This window comes from Sinomicrobium weinanense (assembly GCF_018863395.1).
Lineage (GTDB): Bacteria > Bacteroidota > Bacteroidia > Flavobacteriales > Flavobacteriaceae > Sinomicrobium > Sinomicrobium weinanense.
Window position 1 is genome coordinate 1 of sequence record NZ_JAHKRR010000008.1, and the last position, 15844, is coordinate 15844.

General features: G+C 48.2%; 14 protein-coding genes and 1 riboswitch. Of the genes, 12 read left to right on the forward strand and 2 right to left on the reverse strand.

Features of this window, described 5'->3' with window-relative positions:
- Positions 1-429: 429 nt before the first annotated feature.
- Positions 430-559: riboswitch (TPP riboswitch) on the forward strand.
- Between the two features lie 98 nt (positions 560-657).
- From thiS to purE, 12 genes are all read left to right on the forward strand, one after another.
- Positions 658-906 (forward strand): sulfur carrier protein ThiS, encoded by a 249-nt coding sequence (gene thiS, locus KN811_RS17615; RefSeq protein WP_187967604.1) that lies wholly within the window; start codon positions 658-660, stop codon positions 904-906.
- A 50-nt stretch (positions 907-956) separates the two neighbouring features.
- The gene (thiC, locus tag KN811_RS17620) at positions 957-2792 is read left to right on the forward strand and encodes a phosphomethylpyrimidine synthase ThiC (protein ID WP_187967605.1); all 1836 of its coding nucleotides are present in this window, start codon (positions 957-959) and stop codon (positions 2790-2792) included.
- Between the two features lie 46 nt (positions 2793-2838).
- On the forward strand, positions 2839-3468 hold the full coding sequence (locus KN811_RS17625; RefSeq protein ID WP_187967606.1) for a thiamine phosphate synthase: 630 nt from the start codon (positions 2839-2841) through the stop codon (positions 3466-3468).
- Positions 3469-3594: 126 nt separating this feature from the next.
- Positions 3595-5001, forward strand: coding sequence for a thiamine phosphate synthase (locus tag KN811_RS17630; RefSeq protein ID WP_187967607.1), 1407 nt, complete (start codon positions 3595-3597; stop codon positions 4999-5001).
- Positions 5002-5015: 14 nt separating this feature from the next.
- Complete coding sequence (locus tag KN811_RS17635; RefSeq protein WP_187967608.1) at positions 5016-5849, forward strand: thiazole synthase; 834 nt, start codon at positions 5016-5018, stop codon at positions 5847-5849.
- Positions 5850-5870: 21 nt separating this feature from the next.
- Positions 5871-7040, forward strand: coding sequence for a 2-iminoacetate synthase ThiH (gene thiH / locus KN811_RS17640; protein WP_187967609.1), 1170 nt, complete (start codon positions 5871-5873; stop codon positions 7038-7040).
- A gap of 74 nt (positions 7041-7114) precedes the next feature.
- A complete protein-coding gene (locus tag KN811_RS17645; RefSeq protein ID WP_187967610.1) occupies positions 7115-8398 on the forward strand; it encodes a chloride channel protein in 1284 nt (427 codons plus the stop codon).
- Positions 8399-8615: 217 nt separating this feature from the next.
- Positions 8616-8849, forward strand: a complete 234-nt coding sequence (locus KN811_RS17650) for a thioredoxin family protein (protein ID WP_187967611.1) — start codon at positions 8616-8618, stop codon at positions 8847-8849.
- A 134-nt stretch (positions 8850-8983) separates the two neighbouring features.
- Complete coding sequence (locus KN811_RS17655; protein ID WP_187967612.1) at positions 8984-9595, forward strand: MarR family winged helix-turn-helix transcriptional regulator; 612 nt, start codon at positions 8984-8986, stop codon at positions 9593-9595.
- 101 nt (positions 9596-9696) lie between these two features.
- Positions 9697-10794 (forward strand): ThiF family adenylyltransferase, encoded by a 1098-nt coding sequence (locus KN811_RS17660; RefSeq protein ID WP_216334923.1) that lies wholly within the window; start codon positions 9697-9699, stop codon positions 10792-10794.
- Positions 10795-10908: 114 nt separating this feature from the next.
- Complete coding sequence (locus tag KN811_RS17665; protein WP_187966757.1) at positions 10909-12072, forward strand: 5-(carboxyamino)imidazole ribonucleotide synthase; 1164 nt, start codon at positions 10909-10911, stop codon at positions 12070-12072.
- 68 nt (positions 12073-12140) lie between these two features.
- A complete protein-coding gene (purE, locus tag KN811_RS17670) occupies positions 12141-12626 on the forward strand; it encodes a 5-(carboxyamino)imidazole ribonucleotide mutase (protein ID WP_187966758.1) in 486 nt (161 codons plus the stop codon).
- Positions 12627-12643: 17 nt separating this feature from the next.
- Here purE and KN811_RS17675 read toward each other — a convergent pair whose 3' ends face one another.
- Together KN811_RS17675 and KN811_RS17680 are read right to left on the reverse strand one after the other, a co-directional pair.
- Entirely contained in the window at positions 12644-13585 is a 942-nt protein-coding gene (locus KN811_RS17675; RefSeq protein ID WP_187966759.1) for a thiopeptide-type bacteriocin biosynthesis protein, read from the reverse strand.
- Positions 13575-15818: a lantibiotic dehydratase family protein gene (locus tag KN811_RS17680; RefSeq protein ID WP_187966760.1), complete on the reverse strand. Its 2244-nt coding sequence runs from the start codon at positions 15816-15818 to the stop codon at positions 13575-13577. The genes KN811_RS17675 and KN811_RS17680 overlap by 11 nt, the downstream gene beginning before the upstream one ends.
- Positions 15819-15844 lie beyond the last annotated feature (26 nt).

Here is a 15844-nt window from a genome sequence, read left to right on the forward strand (position 1 = left end):
CGAACTTCTTATGCTTTTTCTCCTATAAAGACACACCTCCGCGCATCTCTACATGACCTATCCTCTCCGGATAAGCGGGTGCAAAAGTAAATACTCTTTTTGACTCTCACAACCCTTTTTGAAAAAAAATTTTAATGAACTTTTTTACTTCGCAATCCCTTCCTATCCTTCACTCTTCCTCTGCAAAGCGGGTGCAAATATAGAACCCTTTTTTCATTCCAGCCAACATTTATTTGCCCTTTTTTTAAAAAAATTTAAGCCCCGCTGAATATGAAGAAGTTAGAGACCCCATCTCAAGAAACCGGGAGATACATCCTATATATACCCTATATCATATGAATATTCCTCAAGTAATACAGGCAGGAATAGTTCTCCTTAATATCTCCTTTCTTTTTGAATATCCTTATCATTTTTATGTACATTTGTAATCGAGAACTTTAGGGGTGCTTTATTCCCTGAAACCCGGATGACTATCATCTGGATTTCAGAATAAGGCTGAGAAACACCCTCGGAACCTGATTCGGATAATACCGGCGAAGGGAAAAGGCGAATATTGTATTTTCTGATAAAGAACCCGTTTCCGGGGTTTATTTACACGTATTCTTACCTGTTACAAGCATTTCCTATTGTTCCATAAACTTTTAAAATTAAAAAAGTATGGAAACAATCACGGTAAATGTAAATGACAAAGCCGTTTCTGTAACTGCACAAAGCACCATTACCGACCTCATCCGGCAGTTGAACTTCCCTTCGCAGGGCATTGCCATTGCCATCTCCTCGTCCGGAGACCAGATGAGGGACGGACAGGAAACAGCCAGGGAAGTTATTCCACAAAAACAATGGCCGGACTATACACTTGCAGACCGGCAGGACATTCTTATCATACAAGCCACCCAGGGCGGATAAATCCCGTAACTCATCTCTCTAAACTTTAATATAACATCAACGCAGCACTTATGAAAAAAGATAAGACCCCGGGCACGCAGGCTATCACCAGAGCTCCCCTGCCCAATTCAAAAAAAATATATGTCCCCGGAACCCTGTATCCCGACATCCGGGTCCCCATGAGGGAAATCACATTGAGCGATACGAAAAATTCGCTGACCGGGGCATCGGAAAAGAACCCTCCTGTAACTATATACGACACCAGTGGCCCATTCACAGACCCTGAGATCGACATCGAGGTAGAAAAAGGCATTCCTCCTGTGCGCAGTCAATGGATCGCCTCGCGTGATGATGTGGACCAGCTATCGCAGTTCAGTTCGGAATATTCCAACAAAAGACTGAACGACCAGGAGCTGCACAGCCTGAGATTCCCACACATAAGAAAACCGCTCCGCGCCCGTTCCGGGCAAAATGTCACACAGATGCATTATGCCAAAAAAGGGATCATCACCCCGGAAATGGAATTTATCGCCATCCGGGAAAACCAGAAGCTCCAGGAAGTCCGTCAACTTTCGGAACAGCATCCCGGGAACAGCTGGGGTGCGGGTATCCCCAAGGCTATCACCCCGGAATTTGTAAGGGACGAAGTAGCCAGGGGAAGGGCCGTTATCCCCAACAACATCAACCACCCGGAGAGTGAGCCCATGATCATCGGGAGAAACTTTCTCGTTAAGATAAATGCCAATATCGGTAACTCAGCGGTGACTTCCAACATCGAAGAAGAGGTGGAAAAAGCAGTCTGGGCCTGCCGTTGGGGAGCCGATACCATCATGGACCTCTCTACCGGAAAAAACATACATGAAACCCGGGAATGGATCTTGCGAAATTCTCCGGTCCCCATCGGAACCGTACCTATTTACCAGGCCCTGGAAAAGGTGAACGGGGTGGCCGAAGACCTCACCTGGGATATATTCCGCGACACCCTTATCGAGCAGGCCGAACAGGGGGTCGACTATTTTACCATTCATGCCGGGGTACTGTTACGCTACATACCGATGACCGCAAAACGGGTTACCGGTATTGTTTCGCGCGGAGGTTCTATTATGGCCAAATGGTGCCTGGCCCATCACGAAGAGAGCTTTTTATATACACATTTCGAGGATATCTGTGAGATCATGAAAGCCTATGACGTTTCCTTCTCCCTAGGCGACGGCCTCCGTCCGGGCTGCCTTGCCGATGCCAACGACCAGGCACAGTTTGCCGAACTGGAAACCCTGGGCGAACTGACCAAAATAGCATGGAAACACGACGTACAGACCATTATCGAAGGCCCCGGACACGTGCCCATGCACATGATCAAGGAGAACATGGACAAACAACTCGATGCCTGCGGAGAAGCCCCCTTCTACACCCTCGGGCCGCTTACCACCGACATTGCCCCGGGATACGATCATATCACTTCGGGGATCGGTGCCGCCATGATAGGATGGTATGGTACGGCCATGCTCTGCTATGTTACCCCGAAAGAACATCTGGGGCTGCCCAACAGGGAAGATGTAAAAACCGGGGTCATTACCTATAAGATCGCCGCCCATGCTGCCGACCTGGCCAAAGGGCACCCCGGAGCGCAGTATCGCGATGACGCCCTGAGCAAAGCGAGGTTCGAGTTTCGTTGGGAAGACCAGTTTAACCTGTCGCTCGACCCGGACACGGCACGGGAGTTCCACGATGAGACCCTGCCGGCCGACGGTGCCAAGGTAGCTCATTTCTGTTCCATGTGCGGACCTAAGTTCTGCTCCATGAAAATATCACAGGAAATAAGAGACCTGGAAACAAAGGATATAGACGAAGGCATGAAAGAAAAAGCCAGGGAGTTCACCGAAAAGGGAAGTGAAATATACCTGTAAGCTCTCCTGCCGGATAACGGGTTTATAAAATCAAAAAACAGATCTAATGCACATCCCCGGACACATCGTAATCACCAAACCGGATAACAGCCCGGATGAGATAGCCCGCATCATCCGTATGTTTCGTGTGGGGCTGGATGTGCTGCACCTCCGAAAACCGGGAATATCCGGGACGGAGCTGCTACACTTCCTGCAAAACATTCCGGAAAAATATCACTGCCGGATCGTAGTGCACCAACACTATGAGATGATCGCAAAATTCGGGCTGAAAGGCATTCACCTTCCGGAAAGGGCCCGGGAAAGTTATGGAAAAGACTTAAAACGATGGCTTCTGGAATACCGAAAAAAAGGGTTTTCCGTAAGCACCTCCTTTCATACTGTCCGGGATATAAAATTCCAGATGAAACACGCTTTTGATTATGCCTTCCTCAGTCCGGTTTTTGACAGTATCAGCAAAACGGGGCACCAGGGACGGCTGTTTGACCTTTCGGAAAAAAAGCTGCCCTTTCCCATCATTGCCCTGGGAGGGATCACTCCCCGGCATATTCCCCGCTTGAAGAAAATGGGGTTTTCCGGGGCCGCCTCTTTGGGATATGTGTGGAACAGCGAAGATCCGGTTAAAGCGTATAAAGGGTTGCAGGTTCAGTGTTCAACCCTTCAACTGCACTCAGGGTAACATGTTTGAGGTCCAAAGTTTTGGTCCCTGAGCAAAGCCGAAGGAAAGGTTTAAAGTTTTACCCTTCGGGTGTGCTGAGGGGGGCAAGTTAAGATTTGATTCTGAAGTCTGAGTAAAAAAATAAAAATGATGGGAAATCCATACATATTGACTATTGCCGGGCACGACCCCTGTGGCGGGGCAGGTATCACTGCAGATCTAAAAACTATGGAAGACCTGGGTGTCCATGGGTTAAGTGCGTGTACTGCCCTGACGGTGCAGAGCGATACCGTCCTGAAAAAATGCGAATGGACAGATGCCGGGCTTATCGTCGAACAGATCGAAATCCTCATGGAAAGCTATCCTGTTCAGGCAGTAAAGATCGGGATCATTGAAGACCTGGAAGTGTTAAACACCATAGTTCACCTTCTGAAAGCCAAAGATCCCGGGATCCGGATCATCTGGGACCCTGTTTTGAGGTCGGGCAGCGGTTATGATTTTCACAATCGTATAAAAGTCCGTGACCTCCACGGGATATTAGAACATTGTGATCTGGTCACTCCAAATTACAATGAGATCAGGGCCCTGTCTGAAAACGGCAATACGGAGAAGGCCATACGCGAAATTACGTCCCGCTGCCATCTCTTCCTCAAGGGAGGGCACCGCAATGACCGGAAGGGGATGGATATCCTGTACAGGAAAGGAATGCCTCCTGTGGAATTTTCTCCAAAGGACATCCTAAACACGGACAGGCACGGCAGTGGTTGTGTCCTTTCGTCAGCCATTGCAGCATACCTCGCCCTGGGGAACAGCCTGGAAGACTCCTGCGAACAGGCCAAGGAATATACCTATCGTTTTCTGAACAACGCTCCCGGCCGGGACAGGCTGAAAGGGATAACCCTTCAATACATCTCCCAGGGCACAACCATAGACGAGCATCTTAAAAACATCCGGAACATTTGTGTTGCGGGAGGAGACTGGATACAGCTCCGCATCAAGGACCATCCGGAAAAAGAAGTCTTCGAAGCGGCCAGGGAAGCCGTGAAGCTGTGCAGGGCATACGGAGCAAAACTTATTATAGACGATCATGTATCCGTAGCCAAAGCCGTCGGGGCAGACGGTGTTCATCTCGGAAAAAACGACCTCCCTGCGGGGGAAGCGAGAAAAATACTCGGCCCCGGTTTCATCATAGGAGCAACGGCGAATACCACAGAAGATATTGAGCACCTGGCCGGAACAGGGATCGACTATATCGGCCTGGGTCCCTACCGCTTTACCCATACCAAGAAAAACCTCAGCCCTGTACTGGGGTTAGCGGGATATTCCCGTATCATGGAACAGTTGAGACAAAAGAAGATCTACATTCCCGTAGTGGCCATCGGAGGTATCGGGCTTAAAGATATGGGGCCGTTGTCGGAGACGGGTTTACAGGGTGTGGCGGTCTCCTCTTTATTGTCTGATGCTAAAGAACCGAGTACGCATTCCGGATTGCGGGAAACCATTGCCCGGATACAACAATATTTTAACCAGACACCGGAAGTTGCAAGCCGGTAAAAATGATAAAAACCATGTGTGACACCTTAATAATAGCAGGCAAAGAATTTAAATCCCGGCTGTTCATAGGCACGGGGAAATTCAGCTCAGCCAATCTTATGAAAGCAGCAGTAGCAGCTTCGGAAAGCGAATTGGCCACCCTTGCCCTGAAAAGGGTGAACCCCGACGAAAAAACAGAAGATATACACGCTGCCCTCAGGGAAACCGGGATTGAGCTGTTACCAAACACTTCGGGAGTGCGTACGGCAAAAGAAGCTGTACTTGCAGCACGGCTGGCCAGGGAAGCCCTGGGGACCCACTGGATAAAACTGGAGATCCATCCCGATCCGCGATACCTGCTTCCGGACCCGGTAGAAACCCTGCTGGCGGCGGAGGAGCTGGTTAAACAAGGATTTGTGGTCATGCCCTATATCCATGCCGACCCAGTACTGTGCAAACGGCTGGAAGAGGTCGGCGTTCAATGCGTCATGCCCCTCGGTGCACCGATAGGAAGCAACAAGGGGTTAAAAACACTGGATTTCCTGGAGATCATTATAGAACAAAGTAATGTGCCCGTCATTATCGATGCGGGAATAGGCAGCCCTTCTCATGCAGCTGCGGCTATGGAAACCGGGGCAGATGCCGTACTGGTCAATACGGCCATTGCAGTATCGGACGATCCTGTTGCCATGGCCCATGCTTTCAGGCTGGCTGTCAAAGCAGGGAGAATGGCCCGCAATGCCAGACTTGCCCCCGTAAAGCCCCATGCAGAAGCCAGCAGCCCCCTCACCTCTTTCCTGGCTTCGGCGGAGCCTGTGCTGAGCGGGGCCGAAGTGCTCAGCCATCGGGAGGCAACAGAAAAATCGTAAATGGTTTAAAGCTCAGAAACAATGCAAACCAAACTTCAGGATAAAACACATTATTCCTTTTCCCGGCAGGAAAACATAGACAAAGGTCTTTTCTATGACATTTTCCGGTCGTATTCCTGGGATAGTGTCAAGGAAAATATCTATACTAAAACGGAAACGGACGTCCTCCGGGCCCTGCACCATAAAAAACGCAACCTGGAAGATTTCAAAGCCCTGATCTCCCCGGCGGCAACACCTTTCCTGGAGCAAATGGCCCGGGAAAGCATGCGCATTACACAACGCAGGTTCGGGAAAATTATTCAGATGTACGCCCCGATGTATCTTTCCAACGAATGCCAGAACATCTGTACCTACTGCGGCTTCAGCCTCACCAACAAGATCCCGAGGCGTACACTCACCGACAAGGAGATCCTGCGGGAAGCCCGTTTTCTCAAAAGCAGGGGATACGACCATATCCTCCTGGTCACAGGCGAAGCCAACAAAACCGTTGGTGTACCTTATCTGAAAAATGCCATCAGACTTATACGCCCGTATTTTTCCAATATAAGCATCGAAGTACAGCCTCTGGATACCGTTGAATATGCCGACCTGATCGCCGAAGGGCTCTATGCCGTCCTCGTATACCAGGAAACCTATCACGAAGCGTGTTATAAAATACATCATCCCAAAGGAAAAAAATCCAATTTCAAATATCGCCTGCACACCCCGGACCGCCTCGGACAGGCCGGGATCCACAAAGCAGGGCTCGGGGCGCTTTTCGGACTGGAGGACTGGAGGACCGACAGTTTTTTTACGGCGCTCCACCTCAAATACCTGCAACGGAAATACTGGAAAACGAGATATTCTATTTCCTTTCCCAGGCTTCGCCCTCATTCCGGCGGACTGGAACCCAAAGTGATCATGACCGATACAGACCTCGCACAGTTGATCTTTGCCTATCGCCTGCTGGATGGAGATGTGGAGCTTTCCCTCTCTACCCGGGAAAGTACCGCTTTCCGGAACAACATGATAAAACTGGGGGTCAACTCCATCAGTGCGGAATCCAAGACCAATCCAGGCGGTTATGTCGTGGACCCGAAATCCCTGGAACAGTTTGAGATCTGTGATGAAAGGACCACGGAAGAGATCGCCGCTATGATCCGAAGTCAGGGATATGAAGTGGTGTGGAAGGATTGGGAGAAAGGATATTGAGTTGGAATGCTTTGAAAGTCGGCCGTGCTGTGGTACTTTTGCGCCGGACCGAATAAAAACAGCGTTTATTACCATTGAAACTAAAAAGAAAACGAAAGCTCGTACGTTATCTGAACCTGCTGGACCAGCCCATCCGGTTCAACCCTTTTGTCTTTAGCCGTACTTTCCTGCTCTGGGCCTTTCTGGGGCTTATAGGCGGGGTCATAGCCGGACTGTACTGGATTGTCCTTGAATTTTTAACGCATAAGATCGCTTTTTTCTCTGGTTGGGAAGTCATTCCAACCATGACCGTCTGTGGATTGCTCGCCGGATTGATCATTCATTTTATTGGCGATCCGGGTGAAATACACCTTATTGTAAATAATATTCGCTTTAACAAGGGCAAGCTGGACCCTAAAAACAACCCTTCCATGATCCTGTCTTCCCTGCTTTGTGTAGCATCGGGAGGAAGCCTGGGCCCGGAGGCTCCCCTGGTACAGGTCACCGGGTCTACGGGAAGCTGGCTGGGAAAAGTGTTTCGGTTGAAAGGGGAAGAACTGAGATCGCTGAGCATTGCGGGAATGGCTTCAGGTTTTACAGCCTTGTTCGGTGCCCCGCTCGGAGGAAGCCTGTTCTCCCTGGAAATACTGCATCACAAACATGTGGCTTTATACTACAAGGCCATCATGCCTGCCCTGGTGGCCAGCAGTTTTAGCTATATTGTCTTTGCCCTGATCATTCACCTGGGGCTCGGTCCTGTATGGGATCTGTCGCCTTACGAGTATTCCGGGGTTTTCGATTTTGCCTATGCCGTATTCTTTGCTGTTGCAGCAACGGCCATAGGATGGATATTTACCTATTGCACCAAGTTTTTTAAATCCCTTTTCGAAAGAAGAAAACTTCCCATCTATATAAAAACCACCATAGGCGGGATTATACTCGGCATCATTGCCTTTTACTTTCCAATCACCCGGTATTTCGGGCATCACGAAATAAGCGAGCTTCTTACACAGCACCTTTCTGTGAAACTGCTTCTGGCCGTCCTGGTCTTTAAGATCATCGCCATTGCAGTAACCGTGACTTCCGGATGGAGAGGTGGTTTTATTATTCCGCTCTTTTTTGTCGGGGCCACCCTCGGGTTGATCCTGCACCATATATTCCCCGAAGTCAGTCTTACATTGACCATTATCAGCTGTATGGCAGCGATCAATGCCTGTGTGACCCGGACCCCGATGAGCACTACCATATTGCTCGCCACCCTTACAGGCTTCTCCTATCTTACTCCCATTTTGTTTGCCAGCCTTACCGGATATTTTCTCGCTCCGAGGATACCTTTTATCAGCTCACAGATGGAACCTGCGGACGAAGCTGCATCATAAGCTAGTTGCGAGTTGCCGGTTGCAGGTTTGAGCGGGCCTGTTGGTTGTTGTTCGGGACAGGCTTGGCAGTTAACGGTCAAAGTTTATAAAAAGGAAATTCCACGTGCCGAACCTCAGGCCTGATCGTAAATATATGTTCTAAAATTTCTTTTTGTAAGGGATCCTAACTATATTTAGTGTGGTGTTTTTACCGTAAAACCATTTAAACCAAACCAAAATGAAGAAGTCAGTTTTTTATCATGCAGGTTGTCCTGTATGCAAAAGTGCGGAACACGACATCATTGACGTTGTTGGTGCATCGGGTGTAGAAGTGGTTCACCTGGGTGAAGACCGGTCCCGTATTGCCGAAGCGGAAAGTGCGGGTGTAAAATCTGTACCGGCCCTGGTGGTACCCAACGGAAATGTCCTTCACATCAACTTCGGGGCTTCCCTGGAGGATGTTAAGGGCTAAGAAACAGTTTCTAAATTTGCCCTGCATAGTTAGGTATCCTATCTTTACGGGGCATATTTTTGCAATATCCTCCTTGTTTTGTTATCCGGAGACGGAGATGGAGCGGGGAACGATACAAACTTTATCCTTTTTTCATGAAAGACAGCCCGTTCGATCCGGATTTTCAGCATCTGAGCACAGCGCATAAGATCGTAGTCGCCCTGGAGCGTATCTCGGAGGCTTTTCGCGTGTTGTTATGGGAGGAAAGTAAATCCTTTGGTTTGAGCCCTACCCAGATCCAGATCCTTATCTTTTTGAATTATCACGATGAAGGGAAACGGAAGGTCAGCTATATTGCCAGGGAGTTTAACATGACCAAAGCCACTGTCAGCGATTCGGTAAAAGTCCTGGAGCAAAAAAAACTGATCACCAAGGAATACCTGCCCCACGATACCAGGAGCTACATTATCCATCTTTCTGAAACAGGAAAAGCCATTGCGGAAAAAACGGCATTGTTTACGCAGGAAATCCAAAAACCCGTTCAGCGACTGCCCCCTGCTCATAAGGAAGGCCTTTTGCGAAGTTTAATGGACATCATTCACCACCTCAACAAGTCCGGTGTGATCACCATACAGAGAATGTGTTTCAGTTGCCGCTATTATTCCGGAAAAGGCAACGCGCATTACTGCAACCTCCTTCAGACCCCGCTTACCGATTCGGAATTACGGGTGGACTGCCCGGAACACGAGCTCATAGAAGATAATTAAACCCCATTCAACATTCTAAAACAAACCTGCTAAATTCCCATGCTGTTGTGCCCCGTTTTTAATTATCCGGTGTAACTTTGTAGTATCAAAAAACACCCGCCATGTTATCCAAAGGAGAAAGAGAACACTACCACAGGCAACTCATACTTAGCGAGATCGGGGAAATCGGACAGGAAAAACTCGGGAATGCCAGGGTCTTGGTCATCGGGGCCGGTGGACTGGGTTCGGCCATACTCCCCTACCTCATTGCTGCGGGCATCGGGCATACAGGCATTATGGACCATGATAAAGTAGACGTATCTAACCTTCACCGACAGGTGCTGTTTTCTACGGAAGACGTGGGACAGAACAAGGCAGTCACCGCTGCAGAAAAGCTCTCGAAGCTCAATCCACATGTTGAGATCACCGCATATCCGAAAGCGCTGACCAAAGAAAACGCCATTGAATTGTTTTCGGCATATGATATTATCGTGGACGGATCGGACAATTTCCCTACCCGTTACCTGGTCAACGATGCTGCCGTGATGTGCAACAGACCCGTGGTTTTCGGCTCCATATACAAATTTGAAGGACAGGTGTCCGTGTTCAATTACCGGGGCGGGCCTACCTATCGCTGCCTGTTCCCCTCTCCCCCTCCTCCCGGAGCCTCCCCGAATTGCGCCGAGATAGGGGTCCTGGGCGTACTGCCCGGTCTTATAGGTACCATGCAGGCCAATGAAGTAATGAAGATCATATGTGGCCTGGGCGAGGTGCTGAGCGGAAAACTCCTTACCATTGATTGCCTGAGCATGCGGACCCAGGTCCTGAAATTCCGGAAGACCGTACACGAAATCCCGGAAGCATTGAACGACACGGAATATGCCTGTATCCGTGAAGAAGGAGTGATCGTTGAAGTTGCTCCCGAAGATTTTATAAAATCCGATCTCAAAAACATCACCGTTGTGGATGTCCGGACTTCCAAAGAGAGGGAAAATTCGCAGATGGATATACTTCCACCGGACCATGACGACATACATATCCCACTGGACCAACTACAATCCCTCCACCACACGATCCCGACACACCAGGCCGTTGTCTTTTATTGCCAGAGTGGTGTAAGAAGCCAACAGGCGGCACAGTTGTTTTTGCAGGAATACCCTTCTACAAATGTGCAGAGCCTCCGGGGCGGGCTGACGGCTTTGCTGAATTCCGTGACGTAGAAGATTGAATGAGATTGATTTAAAATGTTTACTCAATCTCATTCAATCTCCAACCAATCTCTATTAAAAATTTTTCATGTAAGTTTGCGGATGTAAATACAAATGCAGCATAGAATGAACTACTTTTCTTCCGATTTTAAACTCGGTATACTCGGCGGCGGACAACTCGGTAAAATGTTGTTGTACGAAACCAGGAAATACGATATTTACACCTGTGTCATGGACCCCAGTGAAGAAGCGCCCTGCAGGATTGCCTGCAACGAATTTTATACGGGCGACCTTATGGATTATGACAAGGTTTACGAATTCGGAAAAAAGGTGGATGTACTCACCTTTGAGATTGAGAACGTCAATGTAGATGCCCTGGAAAAACTGGAAAGGGAAGGGATCAAAGTCTATCCTTCGCCTGCTACTTTAAGGACCATCCAGAACAAGGCCAAGCAAAAGCTGTTTTATGTAGACCACAATATTCCTACTGCCCCGTTCACGAGATTTGCCTACACCAACGAGATCCATACAGCCTTAAATAACAATAGCATTGATTTCCCGTTTGTGTGGAAAAGTGCACAGTTCGGGTATGACGGTAAAGGAGTTAAAGTGATCCGGACATATTCCGACCTTGACGACCTGCCCAATGTGGAGTGTATCACAGAAGAGCTGGTCCCTTTTAAAAACGAACTGGCAGTTATTGTTTCCAGAAATACTAAGGGAGAGGTTGTTACTTACCCGGTCGTGGAAATGGAATTCCATCCTACGGCGAACCAGGTGGAATATGTGATCTGCCCGGCGCGTATAGACCCGGTTGTTACAGAAAAAGCACAACTCGTTGCCCTGAAAGTATCGGAATCATTCCAACATACTGGCCTGCTGGCCGTAGAAATGTTCCAGACCAAAAACGATGATATCCTGGTCAATGAAGTGGCTCCCCGCCCGCATAACAGTGGACATTTCAGCATTGAAGCCAGCTACACCAACCAGTTCGAACAGCACCTGAGGTCCATCCTGGGGTTGCCCCTTGGTCATACGGACAGCAAGGTAGGCGGGATCATGGTAAACCTCACCGGAGAAGAAGGACATACGGGAAAAGTCGTTTACCAACATATAGAAGGTATTATGAAGATGGAAGGGGTCACACCCCATATCTATGGTAAAAAGGAAACCCGGCCTTTCCGTAAAATGGGACATGTAACCATTGTGAATAGGGATATTGACAGGGCCAGGGAAATTGCGGAAGAGGTGAAGAATACGATTAAGGTAGTCGCTGCAAAAAATATATAAATCAATCCCGGTGACCTCTCGACTGCGCTCGGGGTGACAGGAAGCCGAAGTTCAAAAAACCGAATAAAATGAGTAAAGTAGCCGTTATTATGGGAAGTACCAGCGACCTGCCCGTTATGCAGGACGCCATAGATATTCTGAAAGGATTCGACATCGAGGTTGAAGTAGATATTGTTTCCGCCCACCGGACTCCCGAAAAAATGTACGACTTCGGGAAAAATGCCCATGAACGGGGGATCTCGGTTATTATAGCCGGTGCCGGAGGAGCGGCACATCTGCCGGGAATGGTAGCCTCCTTATCCCCTCTTCCGGTGATCGGAGTCCCTGTAAAAAGCAGCAATTCCATAGATGGATGGGACTCTGTATTGTCCATCCTGCAAATGCCGGGCGGGGTACCTGTGGCCACCGTAGCCCTCAATGGGGCCAAAAATGCAGGAATACTGGCCGCCCAGATCATCGGAAGCAGCGACAAATGCGTACAAGATAAGGTACTGGTCTATAAGGAAGGATTAAAGACCAAGGTTATTGAAGGAGCCCAAAACATTAAAAAATAGGTCCTTTATTAATTTTTCTATTCGTTAAGAATCTTTACGATCTCTTTACGGCTTACGGTATTGTTTTTTCCTTTTTTCTTTCTCGCAATAGTGGACTTGTAGTATCTGTACAGAAAATCGTAGCACACCATTTCGTGCATGCGGTTTTTGGATTTGAACAGACGGTTCATCAGCATATGGATATAGCTTGCCATAAAATCGTTCAGCGGCTTTTCCAGTGTTTTTTCTTCCCGGTGTTTTAAGATGGTTTTTGCTACGGGAGCTATATTGTGTTTTTTTTGTTCCAGCACCTGCAGCATCGGGGCATAACCGGGATTATCTTCCGGCTGAAAAACCATGAACGCGTCTATTTTTACCCTTTGCTTACGGTATTTGTCATCCAGTTGTTTCTTTAACGGCCTGCTCATCCCGAATTCTTCGCCAAATCCGGTTTTTAATCCTTCCATCAGGGCCAGTTTTTCTTCTTCGGTATATTGAAAGCTGTCCAGAAGGGCATCCATAGCGCGTAGGGAAAACAGCCATCTCAGTTCTTCACCTTCATCTCCTTCTATCATATCCAAAAATGCGGTTATCATTTCACTGTCGTGGAAAAACAGGGTTTCTGCCAGCTCCATCGTATTATTTCCGTAGCGCTCGAGTTCCCTTTTGTAGGTGTCGACCTCAACCTTCCAGATCAGGTCTTTTTCCTGATAATCCCTGAAATACGGAACCAGGCGATTGATAATTATTCCGATATTATCCGGTTTCTCATAGTGAAACCGAACCCTGAGATGGTGTTTCGGATCACCATAACGGATAAAAAACCATCGGTCTATTACCTTTTCTTCCAGCAGTTGTATGGCCACGGGACGGATGATCTCCGTAAGAATGGCATCTGAGGTCTTAGGGCCGGCATAAATCTTATAAAATAACCAGCTATCACCGGGGATAAAATAGCGTTGTGCAGGTCTATTCTTCATCTTTAAGTCTTTGGCTGTTATAAAAGGACAGCACTATCTGGTTGGCATAGTATGCATTCCTGTCGTCTTTTACTATTCCTCCTTTTCCGAAAAAAAACTCGGTGAGCTTAAAGCGCTGTCTCTTTTTAACGGTATCCAGCAGCATTCTTACGGAAGTGAGGTTTTTAAAGTTAATCAATAATTCGTTATCCCCGTCTGTCAGCATAACGTATTGGGGGATCTTTCGTTTTTTTCTGAAATTTTCTACGGCATCTTCCAGTTTTTTATCTTCTTTTATTGATCCTTTCAAGGGTTCGATATCTTCCGTGGCGAGGTTCCAGGTGGCTTCTGAAAAGATCAGGTTCTGGTATGTTATACGGGGAATAAAGGTGTATTCGTCTGCAAAAGGCCCGAGGTTGAGCCCTACTCCTCCCCTGAGCCCCTGTGTTTGCATATCGCATAGAAAATGGTAGATAGGCAGGGAATTGGTAGAATAGTTATGGGCATTGGTGAGGTGCGGGATCACTTCCTTGTCCAGTTTTCCGGACCGCAACCTTACTTTTGTACCATATTTTACGGAAATACGAAGATCTTCTATGGGCAATTGCTGTTCTCCGGGCAACACGGACTTGGCCAGATACGGGATCTCATAATGGCGAAAAGCAGGGCGCATCAATATGTTCCCCACCCGGGATTCGGGCAGGTGTACGATCTCCGCCAGTACTTTGCCGTTATTGGCCCTGGCCTCCGTATCGATGACCTTCCGGGTATGGCTATCCAGTTTTTCATCTCCATGACAAAAACGGCCGAGAAGATTAGCTGCACTGGACCCTCCGGCCCCACCGAGTTTTATTTTGATCTCCCCGTCTTCTTCTACGACTTCGATCATCGTAGAGATGGTGTCGGGCAGGTCTTCCCAGTTTTCATCAAAATCCTTAAAATCATCGCCCTGCAGGTTAATACAGTAATCTTTCCGGGCGAGGGCCTGTACCAGTTTTTGTTGCAGTACGCTGTGTACCGGGCTCCATTTTACTTCGGAGATCTGGTGTTTTAGCTTCTTTCCGGGGAGGATTAGATCGTCCACCAGCGGGTTAACGTCCCCTGTTCCCTGGTCTTGCTTATAGCCTATGCCCATCTCAACATCCAGCGCCATGGACAGAGGGACCTCTCTTTCTTCAAAACGTTCGTAAAAGGCGGTCTTAAACTGATCCAGGAGCGTCTTTTTCGGGGGAAGGGTGACCTTGTTCAAAAAACACAACCCTTTTTTTACCGCGTCCACCACGGTTTTGTCAAGGATGTTTTTTTCTGTTTCCAGGATCATATCCGTTTGAAAGAGGTATTTTAATTCGAAACTCGTTTCCAGTTGTTTTAAAAATTCGCTGAGTGTTACGTAGCTTTCCGGGGGATTTCCTATCCCTTGATCCAGTTCCTCTATTTGCGAACCGGCCCTGTTCAGGAAATCCAGCACATCTTTCGTACCTTCCAGTTTTTCCAGCACTTCCCGTATCTGTTCCAGAAACTCAGGACCGGAAACGGAGGGTTCCAGTTCACTGATCAGGAGCTGGCTCTCTACGAGTTCTTCTATAAAACCAGCGGCCTCTTCGTAGGTGATCTCATCATCTACAAGGGCTTCGGACAGGTTTTTGAGCGACTCCCCTTTAGCGGCCTTTTCCAACAGACCGGAAAGGTATTCGGAATCGTCTACGGCCACAATATGATGATGCCGCTTGCTGTTGACATATTTGTATTCGATATATCTTAACTGGTCTCCTGCCCGATAAATACTGGAATTGGGAAAGAAAAGCAGTTGCTCCCTGATGTTTTTGTTCTTTACCAGGTCTTGTGACAGGGCCACCAGGTAGTTCATATCGAGCCGGGTATGCCTGCGGTTATTCCGGGCGCCGCGGAGTTTTATTTCGGTCCCTTCCCCGAACCCGCCCACAGTACATCCGGCAAAAAGGCCGAAAGGTGTACACCGGGACGACATCCGGGAGAGATATTTAAGAAAGGAATACTTTAATTTTTCGGTTTTTTTCGGGTCTTTGGCCTCTCCGTTCGCCCAGCGGTTCAGCTCTTCGTACAACGGGGGAGATGCCAGGAAAACCGCTTCCTGTATTACGAGGTCTTTAAAGCATTCCTTTAGTTTTTCGTCCGGAATATCTTTTTCTGCGGTAAGGTCTTTATAAAAATCTACGGCGAACAGCGGGGTTCTCAAAACGTAATTGGGGAAATGTTTATAAGGGTTCTTGTTCATGGTTCGGATTTTGGGTTTACTCTGAG

Excerpts from the sequence above, each read along its gene's own strand:
- thiS (WP_187967604.1), top strand. The coding sequence starts at position 658 with ATGGAAACAATCACGGTAAATGTAAATGACAAAGCCGTTTCTGTAACT.
- thiC (WP_187967605.1), top strand. The coding sequence starts at position 957 with ATGAAAAAAGATAAGACCCCGGGCACGCAGGCTATCACCAGAGCTCCC.
- KN811_RS17625 (WP_187967606.1), top strand. The coding sequence starts at position 2,839 with ATGCACATCCCCGGACACATCGTAATCACCAAACCGGATAACAGCCCG.
- KN811_RS17630 (WP_187967607.1), top strand. The coding sequence starts at position 3,595 with ATGATGGGAAATCCATACATATTGACTATTGCCGGGCACGACCCCTGT.
- KN811_RS17635 (WP_187967608.1), top strand. The coding sequence starts at position 5,016 with ATGTGTGACACCTTAATAATAGCAGGCAAAGAATTTAAATCCCGGCTG.
- thiH (WP_187967609.1), top strand. The coding sequence starts at position 5,871 with ATGCAAACCAAACTTCAGGATAAAACACATTATTCCTTTTCCCGGCAG.
- KN811_RS17650 (WP_187967611.1), top strand. The coding sequence starts at position 8,616 with ATGAAGAAGTCAGTTTTTTATCATGCAGGTTGTCCTGTATGCAAAAGT.
- KN811_RS17655 (WP_187967612.1), top strand. The coding sequence starts at position 8,984 with ATGAAAGACAGCCCGTTCGATCCGGATTTTCAGCATCTGAGCACAGCG.
- KN811_RS17660 (WP_216334923.1), top strand. The coding sequence starts at position 9,697 with ATGTTATCCAAAGGAGAAAGAGAACACTACCACAGGCAACTCATACTT.
- KN811_RS17665 (WP_187966757.1), top strand. The coding sequence starts at position 10,909 with ATGAACTACTTTTCTTCCGATTTTAAACTCGGTATACTCGGCGGCGGA.
- purE (WP_187966758.1), top strand. The coding sequence starts at position 12,141 with ATGAGTAAAGTAGCCGTTATTATGGGAAGTACCAGCGACCTGCCCGTT.
- KN811_RS17675 (WP_187966759.1), bottom strand. The coding sequence starts at position 13,585 with ATGAAGAATAGACCTGCACAACGCTATTTTATCCCCGGTGATAGCTGG.
- KN811_RS17680 (WP_187966760.1), bottom strand. The coding sequence starts at position 15,818 with ATGAACAAGAACCCTTATAAACATTTCCCCAATTACGTTTTGAGAACC.